At 60.3% G+C, this 16244-nt stretch carries 14 protein-coding genes; 2 read left to right on the forward strand and 12 right to left on the reverse strand.

The genetic code is table 11. The features are described from left to right. The first annotated feature begins 46 nt into the window (after positions 1-46). On the forward strand, positions 47-919 hold the full coding sequence (locus L1O02_RS22135) for a pirin family protein (protein WP_235758728.1): 873 nt from the start codon (positions 47-49) through the stop codon (positions 917-919). Positions 920-1022: 103 nt separating this feature from the next. On the opposite strand, the gene L1O02_RS22140 is transcribed toward L1O02_RS22135, so the two are convergent. From L1O02_RS22140 to L1O02_RS22155, 4 genes are all read right to left on the reverse strand, one after another. Then, positions 1023-1751 carry a dienelactone hydrolase family protein gene (locus L1O02_RS22140; RefSeq protein WP_060838196.1) on the reverse strand — a complete coding sequence of 243 codons (729 nt, stop codon included), beginning with the start codon at positions 1749-1751 and terminating at the stop codon, positions 1023-1025. Positions 1752-1822: 71 nt separating this feature from the next. Next, complete coding sequence (htpG, locus tag L1O02_RS22145; RefSeq protein WP_060841901.1) at positions 1823-3727, reverse strand: molecular chaperone HtpG; 1905 nt, start codon at positions 3725-3727, stop codon at positions 1823-1825. 90 nt (positions 3728-3817) lie between these two features. After that, positions 3818-4270 carry a PaaI family thioesterase gene (locus L1O02_RS22150; RefSeq protein ID WP_060838195.1) on the reverse strand — a complete coding sequence of 151 codons (453 nt, stop codon included), beginning with the start codon at positions 4268-4270 and terminating at the stop codon, positions 3818-3820. Further along, positions 4267-4743, reverse strand: coding sequence for a PaaI family thioesterase (locus L1O02_RS22155; RefSeq protein WP_060838194.1), 477 nt, complete (start codon positions 4741-4743; stop codon positions 4267-4269). The genes L1O02_RS22150 and L1O02_RS22155 overlap by 4 nt, the downstream gene beginning before the upstream one ends. Before the next feature lie 158 nt (positions 4744-4901). Here L1O02_RS22155 and L1O02_RS22160 point away from each other — a divergent pair, with 158 nt between their 5' ends. Continuing rightward, positions 4902-5153: a hypothetical protein gene (locus L1O02_RS22160; RefSeq protein ID WP_016968094.1), complete on the forward strand. Its 252-nt coding sequence runs from the start codon at positions 4902-4904 to the stop codon at positions 5151-5153. 68 nt (positions 5154-5221) lie between these two features. Here the strand turns inward: L1O02_RS22160 and L1O02_RS22165 are convergent, their stop codons facing one another. From L1O02_RS22165 to L1O02_RS22200, 8 genes are all read right to left on the reverse strand, one after another. Continuing rightward, the gene (locus L1O02_RS22165; RefSeq protein WP_108544793.1) at positions 5222-5623 is read right to left on the reverse strand and encodes an MAPEG family protein; all 402 of its coding nucleotides are present in this window, start codon (positions 5621-5623) and stop codon (positions 5222-5224) included. Beyond that, the gene (locus L1O02_RS22170; RefSeq protein ID WP_060838192.1) at positions 5623-6360 is read right to left on the reverse strand and encodes a DUF599 family protein; all 738 of its coding nucleotides are present in this window, start codon (positions 6358-6360) and stop codon (positions 5623-5625) included. The genes L1O02_RS22165 and L1O02_RS22170 overlap by 1 nt, the downstream gene beginning before the upstream one ends. Before the next feature lie 162 nt (positions 6361-6522). Further along, positions 6523-7836: a branched-chain amino acid transport system II carrier protein gene (gene brnQ, locus L1O02_RS22175; protein WP_060838191.1), complete on the reverse strand. Its 1314-nt coding sequence runs from the start codon at positions 7834-7836 to the stop codon at positions 6523-6525. 461 nt (positions 7837-8297) lie between these two features. Further along, complete coding sequence (gene sucD / locus L1O02_RS22180) at positions 8298-9179, reverse strand: succinate--CoA ligase subunit alpha (protein WP_003223019.1); 882 nt, start codon at positions 9177-9179, stop codon at positions 8298-8300. Continuing rightward, positions 9179-10345, reverse strand: a complete 1167-nt coding sequence (gene sucC / locus L1O02_RS22185; RefSeq protein WP_009047768.1) for an ADP-forming succinate--CoA ligase subunit beta — start codon at positions 10343-10345, stop codon at positions 9179-9181. The genes sucD and sucC overlap by 1 nt, the downstream gene beginning before the upstream one ends. 230 nt (positions 10346-10575) lie before the next feature. Beyond that, positions 10576-12012 (reverse strand): dihydrolipoyl dehydrogenase, encoded by a 1437-nt coding sequence (lpdA, locus tag L1O02_RS22190; RefSeq protein WP_060838190.1) that lies wholly within the window; start codon positions 12010-12012, stop codon positions 10576-10578. 103 nt (positions 12013-12115) lie between these two features. After that, positions 12116-13321 (reverse strand): 2-oxoglutarate dehydrogenase complex dihydrolipoyllysine-residue succinyltransferase, encoded by a 1206-nt coding sequence (odhB, locus tag L1O02_RS22195; protein WP_235758730.1) that lies wholly within the window; start codon positions 13319-13321, stop codon positions 12116-12118. Between the two features lie 42 nt (positions 13322-13363). Next, a complete protein-coding gene (locus L1O02_RS22200; RefSeq protein WP_016968088.1) occupies positions 13364-16195 on the reverse strand; it encodes a 2-oxoglutarate dehydrogenase E1 component in 2832 nt (943 codons plus the stop codon). Positions 16196-16244: the final 49 nt, after the last annotated feature.

A 16244-nucleotide genomic window follows, 5' to 3' on the forward strand; every position in this document is an offset into this window, starting at 1 on the left:
GGGGGTTATGCTTGCGGGCATACCCCCGGTCAGTCTGGAATCCGCCATGAATTCACCCCTAGTGATCCGCCCCCGCGTCGAGGACGTTGAAGGCCAGCCTATCCTCCGCCCCCTGCCTTCGGCACAGTGCCGCAGCGTCGGCCCTTTCGTATTCTTCGACCACATGCTGAGCACCCCCTACCCCGCCGGCAAAGGCATGAACATCCGCCAGCACCCGCATATCGGCCTGTCCACGCTGACCTACCTGTTCGCAGGACAGATCCGCCACAAGGACAGCCTCGGCTCGGACCAGATCGTCCTCCCCGGGGACGTCAGCTGGATGACCGCAGGCAGTGCCATCGCCCACGTCGAGCGCACGCCCGAGGCCTTGCTGAGCCAGGCTTTCACCCTGCATGGCTTGCAGGTCTGGCTGGCCTCGCCCAAGGAGCATGAGCAGGGACCCGGGCACTACAGCCATCACCCCGCGGCCACACTGCCGGTGAGTGACAACCTCGGGGTCACGATCCGCATGATCGCCGGCAGCGGCTTCTGCCTGGAGTCGCCGGTGCCGGTGCTCTCCCCGACCCTGTATGCCGAACTGCACCTGCAGACCGCCACCAGCCTGCTGATTCCCACCGAGCATCAGCAACGCGCGCTGTATGTGCTGGACGGCGAGGCACAACTGGACGGCGAGCCACTGCCCCCGCACTCGCTGGTGGTGTTGCCGGAGGGAGAAAACGCCACGCTGTTCGCCGAGAGCGACTGCCATGCGGTACTGCTTGGCGGTGCGCCTCTGGACGGGCCGCGACGGATCAACTGGAACTTTGTCGCCAGCGACCCGCTGTTGATCGAGGCCGCACGCGGACGCTGGGCAGCCGGGGACTGGCCGCAAGTGCCGGGAGAAAGCGAGCGCATCGAACTGCCCGCTTCCCGCCACTGATCTGCAGGAGCCGGCTTGTCGGCGAACAGGCCCACAGGCCTTGCATCGCCCACAGGCCCCTCTATCGCCGGCAGGCCGGCTCCTGGCGGATCAGGGGATGCCGTCAGCCCTGGAACACTTCGTCCAGCAGGTAGTACAGGGTGGCGAAGGCCCGGGCCGAGGTCTTGGCGTCATACATCATCTTGCCCGGGACATTGGCCTGGGGATCGGTGAAGGAATGCACCGCGCCGCCGTAGCTGACCAGTTGCCAGTCAACACCTGCGGCATTCATCTCCGCCTCGAAGGCCGGCAGTTGTTCCTTGGCCACCAGCGGATCGGCCGCACCGTGCAGCACCAGCACCGAGCCCTTGATGTTCTGCGCATCTGCAGGATCGGGCGTGTCCAGGGTGCCATGGAAGGAAGCCGCGGCCTTTACTGGCGCCCCGCTGCGGGCCAGCTCCAGCGCGCAGCAGCCGCCAAAGCAGAAACCGAAGGTGGCCAGCCTGGACAGGTCCACCGCGGCCTCGGCCTGGCTCTGCAGGGCGCTGAAGGCCGCCTGCATCCGCCGGCGCAGCAGCGCCCGGTCATTCTTCAGGGGCATCATCGCCGCACCGGCCTGATCGGCGTCGCTGGGGCGTACCGACTGGCCATACAGGTCGGCGATCAGCACCACATACCCCTTGGCCGCCACCGACTCGGCGAGCTGCTGCGCGCCGGCGCTGACACCCATCCAGTTCGGCGCCATCAGCAACCCCGGGAGCGCGCCTTTATGGGCGGCATCAAAGGCCAGCAGGCCTTCATAGGGCTGGCCATCGATCTGATAGACCACGGAACGCACGGTGATTTGACTCATGACTCATCTTCTCCAGTAGGGGGACACCAGAATGAAAAAACCCGCCGAAGCGGGTTTTTCCTGCAACCTGGTTAAACCGACAGTTCAACCAGCAGCTTGTTCAGTCGGCGCACATAGGCCGCCGGGTCTTTCAAGCTGTCGCCGGCCGCCAGGGCCGCTTGATCGAAGAGGATGTGCGACAGGTCGCCAAAGCGCTCTTCGTTCTGCTCGCCGTCGAGTTTCTCGATCAACGGGTGAGTCGGGTTGAATTCGAAGATCGGCTTGGAATCCGGAACCTTCTGCCCGCTGGCTTCGAGGATCTGACGCATTTGCAGCCCCAGGTCCTGCTCGCCGATGGCCAGGATCGCCGGGGAGTCGGTCAGGCGGTGGGAAACCCGCACTTCGCTGACGCTCTCGCCCAGCGCGGTCTTGATCCGCTCAACCAGGCCTTCCTTGGTCTTGGCGACTTCCTCGGCAGCCTTCTTGTCCTCTTCCGAGTCCAGGTTGCCCAGGTCCAGGTCGCCACGAGCCACGTCGACAAAGCTCTTGCCGTCGAACTCGTTGAGGTAGCTCATCAGCCACTCGTCGATGCGGTCGGTGAGCAGCAGCACTTCGATGCCTTTCTTGCGGAAGACTTCCAGGTGCGGGCTGTTCTTGACCTGGGCGTAGGATTCGCCGGTGAGGAAGTAGATCTTGTCCTGACCTTCCTTGGCGCGAGCCAGGTAGTCGGCCAGGGACACGGTCTGCTCGCCGTCGTCGCCCTGAGTGGAAGCGAAGCGCAGCAGGCCGGCGATCTTTTCCTTGTTGGCGAAGTCTTCGGCCGGGCCTTCCTTCATCACCTGGCCAAAGTTCTTCCAGAAGCCCTTGTATTGCTCAGGCTCGTTCTTCGCCAGTTTTTCCAGCATGTCCAGCACGCGCTTGGTCAGCGCCGACTTCATCGAATCGATGATCGGGTCTTTCTGCAGGATTTCCCGCGAGACGTTCAGCGACAGGTCGTTGGAGTCCACCACGCCCTTGATGAAGCGCAGGTACAGCGGCAGGAAGGACTCGGCCTGATCCATGACGAACACGCGCTGTACGTAGAGCTTGAGGCCCTTCGGCGCTTCACGCTGGTACAGGTCGAACGGTGCACGAGCCGGCACGTAGAGCAGCGAGCTGTATTCCAGCTTGCCTTCTACCTTGTTGTGGCTCCAGCTCAGCGGGTTCTCGAAGTCATGGGCGATGTGCTTGTAGAACTCCTGGTATTCCTCGTCCTTGATCTCGGTACGCGGACGGGTCCACAGGGCACTGGCGCGGTTGACGGTTTCCCACTCCAGCGCCGGTTTCTCTTCGCCTTCGGCGGCAGCGGCTTCTTTGGGCAGCTCGATCGGCAAGGCGATGTGGTCGGAATACTTCTTGATGATGTTGCGCAGGCGCCAGCCATCGGCGAATTCGTCTTCACCGGACTTCAGGTGCAGGACGATGCGGGTGCCGCGTTCGGCCTTGTCGATGGTCGCAACCTCGAACTCGCCTTCGCCCTTGGACGACCAGTGCACGCCCTCGCTGGCCGGCAGGCCGGCACGGCGGCTGAACACTTCGACCTGATCGGCAACGATGAATGCGGAGTAGAAGCCCACGCCGAACTGACCGATCAGGTGCGAGTCCTTCTTCTGGTCGCCGGTGAGGTTTTTCATGAAGTCGGCGGTGCCGGACTTGGCGATGGTCCCCAGGTGAGTGATGACATCTTCACGGCTCATGCCGATACCGTTGTCTTCGAGGGTGACGGTCTTGGCGTCCTTGTCGAAGCTCACACGGATTTTCAGTTCGGCGCCACCTTCCAGCAACTCGGGCTTGGACAGGGCTTCGAAACGCAATTTGTCGACGGCGTCAGAGGCGTTCGAGATCAATTCGCGAAGGAAGATTTCCTTATTGGAATACAACGAATGGATCATGAGGTGCAGCAGTTGCTTCACCTCGGTCTGGAAGCCCAGGGTTTCCTTTTGAGTTTCCACACTCATGGTCATCAAACTCCAATCAGATGGCTGTGGTCGCGCTCCGGAAGCGGAGAACGGCGGGATGACATGGAAGTGGGGGTAGCTCGCCGGATTTCAAGGGGCGGGTGCCTCTTCGATCTTGAAATGTGCACGGGCGGTGGCAATCGGCTCGTCGGCGGTGCTCTGCCAGGCGGTGATCGCGACGTTGGCCACGCGCCGCCCCTGGCGCCAGACCTGGCAGCGGGCAAAGGTGTCGCGAAACTGCCCGGCACGCAGGTAATCCAGGGAAAAATCGATGATCTTCGGCACCCCGGGAGCGCCGGTAAAGATCAACAGATGCACAGCCGCCGCCAATTCCATGAAACCGGCGATCACTCCGCCATGCAGCGCCGGCAGCAAGGGATTGCCGATGTTGTCCTTGTTGGCCGGCAAGCGAAACAGCAACTCGTCCCCCAGCCGCGAGCATTCGATGCCGATCAGGGCGGCGTAGGGAATCTTCTGCAGCAAGGGACCGTAGTCGCCCTGTTGGTGAGCCTGCTCCAGCAACACCTTGAGATCTTCGCTCATGGACGCGCTCCCTTGAGGGCCGTGGCAAAACCCGGGGTGCCCTTGAGACCCTTGCCCATGCGCATGAACGTACCGACCACATGGGCTACCGGGCGCTGCGGATCGTCCTGATAGGCAAAACCGCGGGTAAAGATCACATCGGTGGTGACCCGGTAGCACTGGGCAAAACCATGCACGTCGTGATGAGGCACCGCCGGGTGCATGTAGTCGATGCGCAGGTCCAGGGTCGGGCAAACCTCGAACTCCGGCAGCACGCACAACGTGGCCATGCCACAGGCCGTGTCCATGAGGGTGGTCAGGGCGCCACCGTGGATGATTCCAGTGTGGGGATCGCCGACGATCTGCGGGCTGTAGGGCAAGGTCAGGGTCATGCCCTGCGCTGATGCGCTATGCACGCTGATGCCCAGCACCTGGCAGTGTCGCAAGGCGGAAAGAAAGCGCAATGCACGCTCGAAAACAGGATTCTGCGCCATGGGTTATCTCTCTTGTTAGTGTCAGGAATCGATGGTTGGCCAGGGCGATAAAAGTTCCGTAGAACAAATACTTAATATATCTAGGAACCCCAAGGAACTTAAATCACAAGACCATGATCGAAAGGCCAGTAGATATCTTCACTAAGGAGAAACACCCCATGCGTAAGACTTTAGCTATTGCCCTGATGCTGACCGCTTCCCTCGGTCTGGCTGCCTGTGACAAAAAATCCGAGGACAAAGCTCAAGATGCCAACCAACACGCTGAGCAAGCTCAACAAAAAATGAACGAAGCTCAGGATAAAGTGAACGAAGCTGCCAAGGAAAACGCCGAAGCTGCCAAAGACCAGGCTGAATCCAACAAGGCCGCAGCCGAAGAAAGCGCCAAGGAAGCAGCCCCTAAAACCAACTAACTCGGTTTTAGCGCAAGATATAAATAAAGCCCGCCAAGTGCGGGCTTTATTGTGTCCGAAAGAAATGACTAGATAAGCAACCAGCGAAAAGTTGGACTAAGCATCAACAACAAGGAACACAAGATTCCCACCGCCCAGAACAGACTTCGCTGCCAGGTCAGATCCGCAAGATAGCAAGCCAGATAGAAGACCCGGGCAATCACAAAGGTGATGGCCAGGACGTCGATCAACCAGCCTTGAGTCTGGGTGACATGGGCCATCAGCACCCCGACCGCAAACAGCATGAAGGCCTCGAAACTGTTCTGATGCGCCGCCAGGGCCCGCGCGCCCAGCCCGGTCAGTTGGGCCTGTTGCTGACGTGGCAGATGCTTGTTGTAACCGCCCTGCTCTTTCATGGCCTTGGCCACCGGAATGCGCGCAATGAAAATCAGCAACGCACTGATAAACACGCACCAGAACGAAATACTCATCAGCCTAGCTCCTTGTTTGTCTCGGGCAATGGCGCCTCCGTAGGGGTATAGACCATCACATCCAGTACGTCGGAATGAAACTCGCGACGATAAAGCACCAGCACCACCCCCGCGCTCATCACCATGAACAGCCAGGGGCTGACAAACCAGGCCAGCATGCTCATGCCGAAGTAATAGGAGCGCAGGCCGAAGTTGAACTGGTTGGCAGCCATGGAAATGACCCGTGCCGCCCGCGAAGCGAAAGCCTTGCGCTCCTGCTCGGACACCTGGCGCTCACCGATCATTGGTGCCGAGCCCACCAGAATGGCGGCGAAGTTGTACTGGCGCATGCACCAGCTGAAGGTGAAGAAGGCGTAGACGAACACCAGCGCCAGACACAGCAGCTTGATCTCCGACATGCCCTGGGACGCCTGCTGGACCATGGGAATGTCCGCCAGCAGCGACACCGCGCGTTCCGAGGCTCCAAGCACGGTAAGAATGCCCGCCAGGATGATCAGGGTGCTGGAGGCGAAGAACGAAGCGTTGCGTTCCAGGTTGCCGATCACACTGGCGTCGGCGATACGGTTGTCACGCAACAGCATGCGGCGCATCCAGTCTTCGCGATACAGGTGCAGGACACTGGCCAGGCAGGCGGTGTCCCGTCCCTTCCAGGTGGCATAACGGGTATAGCCGCCCCAGCAGATGACGAACCACAAAGCGGCCAGTAAATGAATCAGGTTGGCTTGGACGAACGACATGCAAATTCCTGTAGGGCGTGGCAGAGGACACAGCTTCGACGCCACGCAAAGGAAAAAGGCACTGCACGAGCCCCATAAAAAATGCCCCGTATCGATCGATACGGGGCATTGTTCTGGATGCTCATGAGCCGCTTGTGGCGACCCTGAACCCTTGCCGACAGATCAAGCCAGCGCTTCGGCCGGCTTGCCCAGGATACGGTCGAAGATCACGGCAACCGCCAGGATGATCACCGAAGGCACCAGCCAGGCCAGGCCTTGCTCGCTCAACGGCAGGTGCGCCAGCTGGCTGGGCAGGCCATCGGCCAGGCCGGCGCCCTTGAGCGCATCGATCAGGCCGAAGACAAAGGACACCAGCATCACCGGACCGACGATGCGGCGCTGGTCCTGCCAGAACTCCTTGCAGAAGCTCAGGGCCACCAGGGCAATGCAGGGCGGGTAGATGGCGGTCAGCACCGGAATCGAGAAGGCGATGAGCTTGGTCAGGCCAAGGTTCGATACCAACAGCGAGAAAACCGCGAGGATCACGACCAGCGTCTTGTAGGACAAGGGCGTTACGCGGCTGAAGTACTCGGCACAGGCGCAAGTCAGACCCACGGCGGTCACCAGGCACGCCAGGGAGATCAGCACCGCGAGGAAACCGCTGCCCAGGGAGCCGAAGGTGTGCTGCACGTAGGCATGCAGTACCGCTGCGCCGTTGGTGGCACCGGCTGCCACTTCATGGCTGCCCGAACCGAGGCGGAACAAACTGACGTACACCAGCGCCAGGCCAACCCCGGCGATCAGGCCGGCGATCACCGCATAGCGGGTGATCAGTCGAGGCGACTCGACTCCGCGCGAGCGAATGGCATTGACGATGACGATGCCGAACACCAGGGCGCCCAGGGTATCCATGGTCAGGTAGCCATTGATGAAGCCCTGGGAAAATGGTGCGGCGACATACTCGGGCGTGGCATCGCCAATGCTGCCGGCCGGCAGGGCGAACGCTGCGATCCCCAGCACCGCCAGGGCGATGATCTTCAGCGGCGCCAGGAAACGGCCAACGGTATCCAGCAGACGACCTGGATACAGGGAGATGAAGAACACCAGCAGGAAATACGCCGAACTGTAGAGGAACAGTGCCAGCGGGCTCTCGCCGGTCAGGGGTGCCAGGCCCACTTCAAAGGACACAGTGGCGGTGCGCGGCGTGGCGAACAGCGGGCCAACCGCCAGGTAGCAGACCGCCGCCAACAGACCGCCGGCGACTTTACCGATGGGGCTGCTCAACGCATCCATGGCGCCACCGACCTTGGCCAGGGCAACCACGGTGATCACCGGCAGGCCCACCGCAGTGATCAGAAAGCCCAGCGCCGCCATCCAGACATGAGGTCCGGACTGCAAGCCGACGATGGGTGGGAAAATGATGTTGCCAGCCCCGACGAACAGGGCAAAAGTCATGAAGCCGAGCGCCAGAATGTCCTGGCCTTTCAACACTTTCATTAAGGAAATACCACACTACTGAATCGGAATTTAGAGAGGGATTTCCCTTATGGGTGAGGGAAATGCTGTCAGTCCGTATAAGACTGACCCGTTTAGCGCGCCGATACCTTGTGGGCAGCAGACGCATAAAGAGGCGGCTAGCCTACCGAATCTGTAAGACGAACGCACCGGCGCAATGAGAATTTTCTGATATGCGACATGGGGATGTCGCCTTTTTGAAACTATTTTTCCACCGGAATGAATCCCCCCGCGCAGCCACCGCACGGCTGGCGCCTGCGTTGCCCAGAGCCTGGTTCGCCCTGGGGCCGGCTCGTGTCGGAGCAGGCCCGCCAGCGCCGGTCTCGCCAAGGACAACACCCCCGCGCACAGGCCCCTTCGCCGGCAAACCGGCTTGCGCCAGAAAGCACAAAGGCCACCCGAAGGTGGCCTTTGCTGGAAGAACTACAAGCTAAGCGCGAGGCTTACTTGACAGCCCAACCGGTCAGCTCGGCCAGGGCCTTGCCGATGTCTGCCAGCGAACGCACGGTTTTCACGCCTGCGTCTTGCAGTGCAGCGAATTTCTCGTCTGCAGTGCCTTTGCCGCCAGAGATGATTGCGCCAGCATGGCCCATGCGCTTGCCCGGAGGAGCAGTCACACCAGCGATGTAGGAAACAACCGGCTTGGTCACGTGAGCCTTGATGTAGGCAGCCGCTTCTTCTTCAGCCGAACCGCCGATCTCGCCGATCATCACGATCGCCTCGGTCTTCGGGTCTTCCTGGAACAGCTTCAGGATGTCGATGAAGTTGGAGCCCGGGATCGGGTCACCACCGATGCCGACGCAGGTGGACTGGCCGAAACCGGCATCAGTGGTCTGCTTGACGGCTTCGTAAGTCAGGGTGCCGGAACGGGAAACGATACCGACCTTGCCTGGCAAGTGAATGTGACCTGGCATGATGCCGATCTTGCATTCGCCTGGAGTGATCACGCCTGGGCAGTTAGGGCCGATCAGGGTCACGCCCAGCTCGTCGCACTTAACCTTGGCGTCCAGCATGTCCAGGGTAGGAATGCCTTCGGTGATGCAGACGATCAGCTTGATGCCGCCGAAAGCCGCTTCCAGGATCGAGTCCTTGCAGAAAGGAGCTGGAACGTAGATCACGCTGGCGGTGGCGCCAGTGGCCGCTACAGCGTCTTTCACGGTGTTGAACACTGGCAGGCCCAGGTGCTCGGTGCCGCCTTTGCCTGGAGTTACGCCGCCAACCATCTTGGTGCCGTACTCGATGGCTTGCTGGGTGTGGAAACTACCTTGCGAACCGGTAATGCCCTGGCAGATAACTTTGGTGTCTTTATTGATCAGGACGCTCATTATTTGCCCTCCGCAGCTTTGACAACTTGTTGAGCAGCGTCGGTCAGGCTGGTAGCAGCGATGATGTTCAAGCCGCTTTCTGCCAGTACTTTAGCGCCCAGTTCCGCGTTGTTGCCTTCAAGGCGAACAACAACCGGGATTTTCACGCCGACTTCTTTCACGGCGCCGATGATGCCTTCGGCAATCATGTCGCAGCGAACGATGCCGCCGAAGATGTTGACCAGTACTGCAGCGACGTTGGTGTCGGACAGAATGATCTTGAAGGCTTCGGTCACGCGCTCTTTGGTAGCACCACCGCCCACGTCGAGGAAGTTGGCTGGCTTACCGCCGTGCAGGTTGACGATGTCCATGGTACCCATGGCCAGGCCGGCACCGTTGACCATGCAGCCAATGTTGCCTTCCAGGGCTACGTAGTTCAGTTCGAACTTGGCAGCGTGCGCTTCGCGCGGATCGTCCTGCGACGGATCGTGGAAAGTCTTCAGCTTAGGCTGACGGTACATGGCGTTGGCGTCGATGTTGATCTTGGCGTCCAGGCAGTGCAGATCGCCGTCAGCCTTGATCACCAGCGGGTTCACTTCCAGCAGGGCCAGATCGTGATCCTGGAACAGTTTGGCCAGACCCACGAAGATCTTGGCGAACTGGGCAACTTGCTTGCCTTCCAGACCCAGTTGGAAAGCCAGCTCGCGACCTTGGAATGGCTGAGCGCCAACCAGTGGATCGATAGTGGCTTTCAGAATTTTTTCTGGAGTGTCGTGAGCGATTTTCTCGATGTCCACGCCACCTTCGGTGGAAGCCATGAACACGATGCGACGGCTCGAACGGTCAACGACAGCGCCCAGGTACAGCTCTTTAGCGATATCAGTGCACGATTCAACCAGGATCTTGGTGACAGGCTGGCCATTGGCGTCAGTCTGATAGGTCACCAGACGCTTGCCCAACCACTGCTGAGCGAATGCCTTAGCGTCTTCTTTGCTGCGAACCAGCTTAACGCCGCCCGCTTTACCGCGACCACCGGCGTGAACCTGGGCTTTGACAACCCACTCGGAGCCGCCGATTTTGTCGCAAGCTTCTGCTGCTTCTTCCGGGGTGTCTACCGCGTAGCCTTTGGATACTGGCAGGCCGTATTCAGCGAACAGCTGCTTACCCTGATACTCGTGAAGATTCATGCTTTTTACCGTCTTCGTTAGGTACTGCGCATTCGGCGCTGCGCTCAATATTGAGTGCCGCACCACCTGTGACCGCTCCTCTCAAACCAGCGCCACACCCTGAACCCGGAGCCTGGGCCCCGATCCAGTGTGTGGCGCTACCTCAAGAGGTCGAGTCCAGCGGATATTCCGCGGTGAGTCTTGCGCACAAGGCTCACGACGGGCCAACCGCCGTGGTTTCTTATTATTGCTTAGCGTTTCTTGCGGTTGGCAATGTGGATGGCGCCGCCATTCACAGCCAGAGCTGCTTCGTGCAGGGCTTCGGACAGGGTCGGATGGGAGAAAACCATCATGCCCAGGTCTTCGGCGCTGGTGCCGAATTCCATGCCGATCGCACCTTGCTGAACCAGTTCCGCAGCGCTTGGGCCAATCACGTGGACGCCCAATACGCGGTCAGTCTTGGCATCGGCGATGACTTTGACGAAACCACCGGTGTCGTTGGCTGCCATGGCACGGCCGCTGGCGGCAAACGGGAAGGTGCCGACGTTAACTTCAACGCCTTCAGCTTTCAAGGCCTGCTCGGTTTTACCGACCCATGCAATTTCCGGGTGAGTATAGATAACCGAAGGGATCAGGTCATAGTTCATCTGGGCCTTGTGGCCCTTGATGCGCTCGGCAACCATGACGCCCTCTTCCGAGGCCTTGTGAGCCAGCATCATGCCGCGCACCACGTCACCAATGGCGTAGACGCCCGGTACGGTAGTGGCGCAGTGATCATCAACGTGCACGAAGCCGCGCTCGTCCAGAGTCACGCCGCAATCGGCAGCCAGCAGATCGGTGGTCACCGGACGGCGACCAACGGCAACGATCAGCTTGTCGAAAGTGATGGTTTGCTCGCCGTTGGCGTCGGTGTAGGTCACCACGACTTCTTCGCCGTTGACCTTGGAGCCGGTCACGCGAGCGCCCAGCTTGATGTCCAGGCCCTGTTTGGTCAGGGTTTTCAGCGCTTCCTTGGAAACAGCGGTGTCAGCTGCCATCAGGAAGGTGTCCAGTGCTTCGAGGACAGTCACTTGCGCGCCCAGACGCGACCAGACCGAACCCAGCTCCAGGCCGATGACGCCAGCGCCGATCACGCCCAGACGTTTTGGTACGGATTGGAATTCCAGGGCGCCGGTGGAGTCGACGATGACGTTCTGATCGACCGGAGCCGGTGGAATGTCGATCGGACGCGAACCTGGAGCCAGGATCACGTTTTCGGCTTCGATCACTTCAACCGAACCGTCCGGCTTGGTGACTTCGACCTTCTTGCCAGCCAGCAGCTTGCCGTGGCCCTGGATCGAAGTGACGCCGTTGGCCTTGAACAGGGTGGCAACACCGCTGGTCAGGCCTTTGACGATGTTGGCCTTGCGACCGATCATGGCCGGCACGTCCATGGTCACGCCAGCGTGCTGGATACCGTGGATGGCAAAACCGTCCTGCGCTTCGTGGAATTTCCAGGAGCTGTCCAGCAGCGCCTTGGAAGGAATGCAACCGACGTTCAGGCAAGTACCGCCGAGGGCCAGCTTGCCCTCTTTATCGGTGTACTTCTCGATGCAAGCAGTCGTCAGGCCAAGCTGTGCTGCCTTGATTGCAGCTACATAACCGCCTGGGCCCGCGCCAATCACTACTACGTCGAATTTCTGAGTCATAAAAAGGTTCCTTTTAACGGCAAGCTAGAAGCCGCAAGCCGCAAGCTTGAAGCCCCTCGCCCTGGGGGCTTGGAGCTTGTCGCTTGCAGCTTGCAACTGCTTTTTAGATGTCCAGAAGCAGACGCGCCGGGTCTTCCAGCAGGTTCTTGATGGTTACCAAGAATGTCACAGCTTCTTTACCGTCGATCAGACGGTGATCGTAGGACAGCGCCAGGTACATCATCGGACGGATTACTACCTGACCGTTGATCGCCATAGGACGTTGCAGGATGTTGTGCATGCCCAGGATAGCGGCTTGCGGTGGGTTGACGATCGGGGTCGACATCATCGAGCCGAAAGTACCACCGTTGGTGATGGTGAAAGTACCACCGGTCATTTCTTCCATCGACAGCTTGCCGTCGCGAGCCTTCTTGCCGAAGGTGGCGATGCCGCCTTCGATTTCGGCCAGGCTCATCAGCTCGGCATTACGCAGAACCGGAACCACCAGGCCACGGTCGCTGGAGACCGCAACACCGATGTCGGCGTAGCCGTGGTAAACGATGTCGGAACCGTCGATCGAGGCGTTGACCGCAGGGAAGCGTTTCAGCGCTTCGGTGGCGGCCTTGACGAAGAACGACATGAAGCCCAGGCGCACGCCGTTGTGGGACTTCTCGAACAGGTCCTTGTACTTCGAACGCAGGGCCATGACTTCGGTCATGTCGACTTCGTTGAAGGTGGTCAGCATCGCCATGTTCGACTGGGCTTCAACCAGACGCTCGGCAACCTTGGCACGCAGACGGGTCATTGGTACGCGCTTCTCGACGCGATCACCGGCAGCGAACACCGGAGCAGCGGCAGCCGGGGCCGGAGCCTTGGCAGGCGCGGCAGCCGGAGCGGCTTTCTTGGCGGCAACGGCAGCCACTACGTCTTCCTTGGTCACACGACCACCTTTGCCGGTACCGGCAACGGAAGCGATGTTGATGCCGTTTTCTTCAGCCAGCTTGCGCGCGGCAGGAGCGGCGATTGGATCGTCTTCGCCGTCAGCGGCAGCCGGGGCAGCAGCGGCAGCGGCCGGAGCAGCGGTAGCGGCACCGCCTTCAACGATGGAGCCCAGAACTTCGTCGGACAGAACGGTGTCGCCTTCGTTCTTGACGATAGCGCCCAGCACGCCGTCAGCGGTGGCCAGAACTTCCAGCACAACCTTGTCGGTCTCGATGTCGACGATCAGCTCGTCGCGCTTGACGGCTTCGCCCGGTTGCTTGTGCCAGGTGGCAACGGTGCCATCGGCAACCGATTCCGGGAAAGTGGGGGCTTTGATCTCGATAGCCATTATCTGTGGTTCCTTAAATTCGGTTTCAGGTGCGCGAAGGCGTTAAACAGTGAAAGCATCTTGCAGCAGTTTTTCCTGCTGCTCGGCGTGCATCGACGCGTAGCCACAAGCAGGCGCAGCAGAGGCGTCACGGCCGGCGTACTCGAGTACGAGCGACTTGTCGTGATTGCCTACGATGCGACGCATGTGGTGCTGGCTGCAGTACCAGGCGCCCTGGTTCATCGGCTCTTCCTGACACCAGACCACGTGCTTGAGGTTGGTGTACGGAGCCAGGACTTCGTTCAGGTCGTCCTCAGGGAACGGGTACAGCTGCTCGATACGCACGATGGCGATGTCTTCACGACCTTCGGCACGGCGTTTTTCCAACAGGTCGTAGTAGACCTTGCCGCTACACAGAATCAGGCGCTCGACCTTTTTCGGGTCCAGTGCGTCGATTTCCGGAATAACGGTCTGGAACGAACCTTCGGCCAGATCTTCCAGAGTCGAGATGGCCAGCTTGTGACGCAGCAGCGACTTAGGAGTCAGTACCACCAGCGGCTTGCGCAGAGGACGGATCACCTGGCGACGCAGCAAGTGGTAGATCTGTGCCGGCGTGGTCGGCATGCACACCTGAATGTTGTGCTCGGCGCACAGCTGCAGGTAACGCTCCAGGCGTGCCGAGGAGTGCTCGGGGCCCTGACCTTCGTAACCGTGAGGCAGCAGCATGGTCAGACCGCAGAGACGGCCCCACTTGTGCTCGCCGCTGGTGATGAACTGGTCGATCACCACTTGCGCACCGTTGGCGAAGTCGCCGAACTGGGCCTCCCAGATCACCAGCGCGTTCGGCGTGGTGGTCGAGTAGCCGTATTCGAATGCCAGTACCGCCTCTTCCGACAGGAAGGAGTCGTACAGGTCAAAGCGCGGCTGACCTTCGAACAGATGCTTGAGCGGCACGTAAGTGCTGGCATCTTTCTGGTTGTGCAGAACAGCGTGGCGGTGCGAGAAGGTGCCGCGGCCGATGTCCTGGCCGGTCATGCGGATCGGGTGACCTTCGAACGCCAGGGTCGCGTACGCCATGGTTTCAGCGTAACCCCAGTTGATCGGCAGGCCGCCGGCTTGCATCTTCTGACGGTCTTCGTAGATCTTCGCGACCTGACGCTGAACCACGAAGCCTTCTGGCAATTCCAGCAGCTTGGCGGACAGTTCCTGCAGGGTCTTGAGATCGAAGGTGGTGTCGTGACGCGCGGTCCAGGTGTGGCCCAGGTATGGGCGCCAGTCCACGAACAACTCTTTGTTCGGTTCCTTGACCAGGCTCTTCACTACGTGCAGACCGTTGTCCAGCGCATTGCGGTACTCATCGACTTTCGCCTGAACACGCTCTGCGTCAAGCACACCGCTCTGGATCAGGCGATCGGCATACAGCTCACGGGTGGTGCGCTGCTTGGTGATCTGCTGATACATCAGTGGCTGGGTGCCGCTTGGCTCGTCGGCCTCGTTGTGGCCGCGACGACGGTAGCAGACCAGGTCGATCACCACATCGCGCTTGTACTGCATGCGGTAGTCGATGGCCAGCTGGGTCACGAACAACACGGCTTCCGGATCATCACCATTCACATGGAGGATCGGCGCCTGGATCATCTTCGCAACGTCGGTGGCGTACTCGGTGGAACGCGAGTCCAGCGGGTTGCTGATGGTGAAACCAACCTGGTTGTTGATCACGATGTGAACAGTGCCGCCGGTACGGAAACCGCGGGTCTGGGACATCTGGAAGGTTTCCATCACCACGCCCTGACCGGCGAATGCCGCGTCACCGTGGATCGAGATCGGCAGAACCTTGTCACCGGTCTGGTCGTTGCGACGGTCCTGACGGGCGCGCACCGAACCTTCGACCACCGGAGAAACGATTTCCAGGTGGGACGGGTTGAACGCCATGGCCAGGTGAACTTCGCCACCGGTGGTCATCACGTTGGACGAGAAGCCCTGGTGGTACTTGACGTCACCGGAGCCCAGCTCGACCTTCTTCTTGCCTTCGAACTCGTCGAACAGCTCGCGCGGGTTCTTGCCGAAGGTGTTGACCAGCACGTTGAGGCGGCCACGGTGGGCCATGCCGATCACGACTTCCTTGGTGCCGTAGGAACCGGAACGCTGGATCAACTCGTCGAGCATCGGAATCAGGCTTTCGCCGCCTTCCAGGCCGAAACGCTTGGTGCCCGGGTATTTGGTACCCAGGTATTTTTCCAGGCCTTCGCCGGCGGTGACGCGCTCGAGCAGGTGGCTCTTGATGTCGGCGGAATAGGTCGGACGGCCGCGCACGCTTTCCAGACGCTGCTGGAACCACTGGCGCTGCTCGGAATCGGTGATGTGCGTGAATTCAGCGCCGATGGTGCGGCAATATGTCTGCTGCAACGCTTCGTGAATTTCGCGTAGGCTCGCTTCCTCTTTGCCGATGAACAGGTCGCCGGCACGGAAGGTCGTATCAAGATCGGCATTGGTCAAGCCGTAATGATTGATCGACAGGTCTGCAGGTGCAGGACGCTGCCACAGCCCCAGCGGGTCAAGCTGGGCTGCCTGGTGGCCACGCATCCGATAGGCCTGGATCAATCGCAGCACTTCAACTTGCTTCTTCTCGTGCTCACTGCTCACGCTGCCGGCGGATACCGGTTGGGCGCGGCGCTGGTTCTTTGCCAGCAAGACGAAATGATCGCGGATTGTCGAGTGCGAAACATCGATGGCAGTGCTGCCGTCGGTAGGCAACTTCTGAAAGTAAGTGCGCCACTCTTCTGGCACAGCGTTAGGGTCGTGCAGGTAGAGCTCGTAGAGCTCTTCCACATAGGCAGCGTTACTACCGGATAGGTAGGCGCTGTTCCACATGCGCTGCATCACGCTTTCTTGCATGCTTGGTCACCCTCGGTTAGGGGAACACCACCGGCGAAGACACCGAGCA

Source organism: Pseudomonas sp. BC42 (assembly GCF_021560055.1).
Lineage (GTDB): Bacteria > Pseudomonadota > Gammaproteobacteria > Pseudomonadales > Pseudomonadaceae > Aquipseudomonas.

Coding starts and splice junctions, on each gene's coding strand:
- L1O02_RS22135 (WP_235758728.1), top strand. CDS start 47: ATGAATTCACCCCTAGTGATCCGCCCCCGCGTCGAGGACGTTGAAGGC.
- L1O02_RS22140 (WP_060838196.1), bottom strand. CDS start 1,751: ATGAGTCAAATCACCGTGCGTTCCGTGGTCTATCAGATCGATGGCCAG.
- htpG (WP_060841901.1), bottom strand. CDS start 3,727: ATGAGTGTGGAAACTCAAAAGGAAACCCTGGGCTTCCAGACCGAGGTG.
- L1O02_RS22150 (WP_060838195.1), bottom strand. CDS start 4,270: ATGAGCGAAGATCTCAAGGTGTTGCTGGAGCAGGCTCACCAACAGGGC.
- L1O02_RS22155 (WP_060838194.1), bottom strand. CDS start 4,743: ATGGCGCAGAATCCTGTTTTCGAGCGTGCATTGCGCTTTCTTTCCGCC.
- L1O02_RS22160 (WP_016968094.1), top strand. CDS start 4,902: ATGCGTAAGACTTTAGCTATTGCCCTGATGCTGACCGCTTCCCTCGGT.
- L1O02_RS22165 (WP_108544793.1), bottom strand. CDS start 5,623: ATGAGTATTTCGTTCTGGTGCGTGTTTATCAGTGCGTTGCTGATTTTC.
- L1O02_RS22170 (WP_060838192.1), bottom strand. CDS start 6,360: ATGTCGTTCGTCCAAGCCAACCTGATTCATTTACTGGCCGCTTTGTGG.
- brnQ (WP_060838191.1), bottom strand. CDS start 7,836: ATGAAAGTGTTGAAAGGCCAGGACATTCTGGCGCTCGGCTTCATGACT.
- sucD (WP_003223019.1), bottom strand. CDS start 9,179: ATGAGCGTCCTGATCAATAAAGACACCAAAGTTATCTGCCAGGGCATT.
- sucC (WP_009047768.1), bottom strand. CDS start 10,345: ATGAATCTTCACGAGTATCAGGGTAAGCAGCTGTTCGCTGAATACGGC.
- lpdA (WP_060838190.1), bottom strand. CDS start 12,012: ATGACTCAGAAATTCGACGTAGTAGTGATTGGCGCGGGCCCAGGCGGT.
- odhB (WP_235758730.1), bottom strand. CDS start 13,321: ATGGCTATCGAGATCAAAGCCCCCACTTTCCCGGAATCGGTTGCCGAT.
- L1O02_RS22200 (WP_016968088.1), bottom strand. CDS start 16,195: ATGCAAGAAAGCGTGATGCAGCGCATGTGGAACAGCGCCTACCTATCC.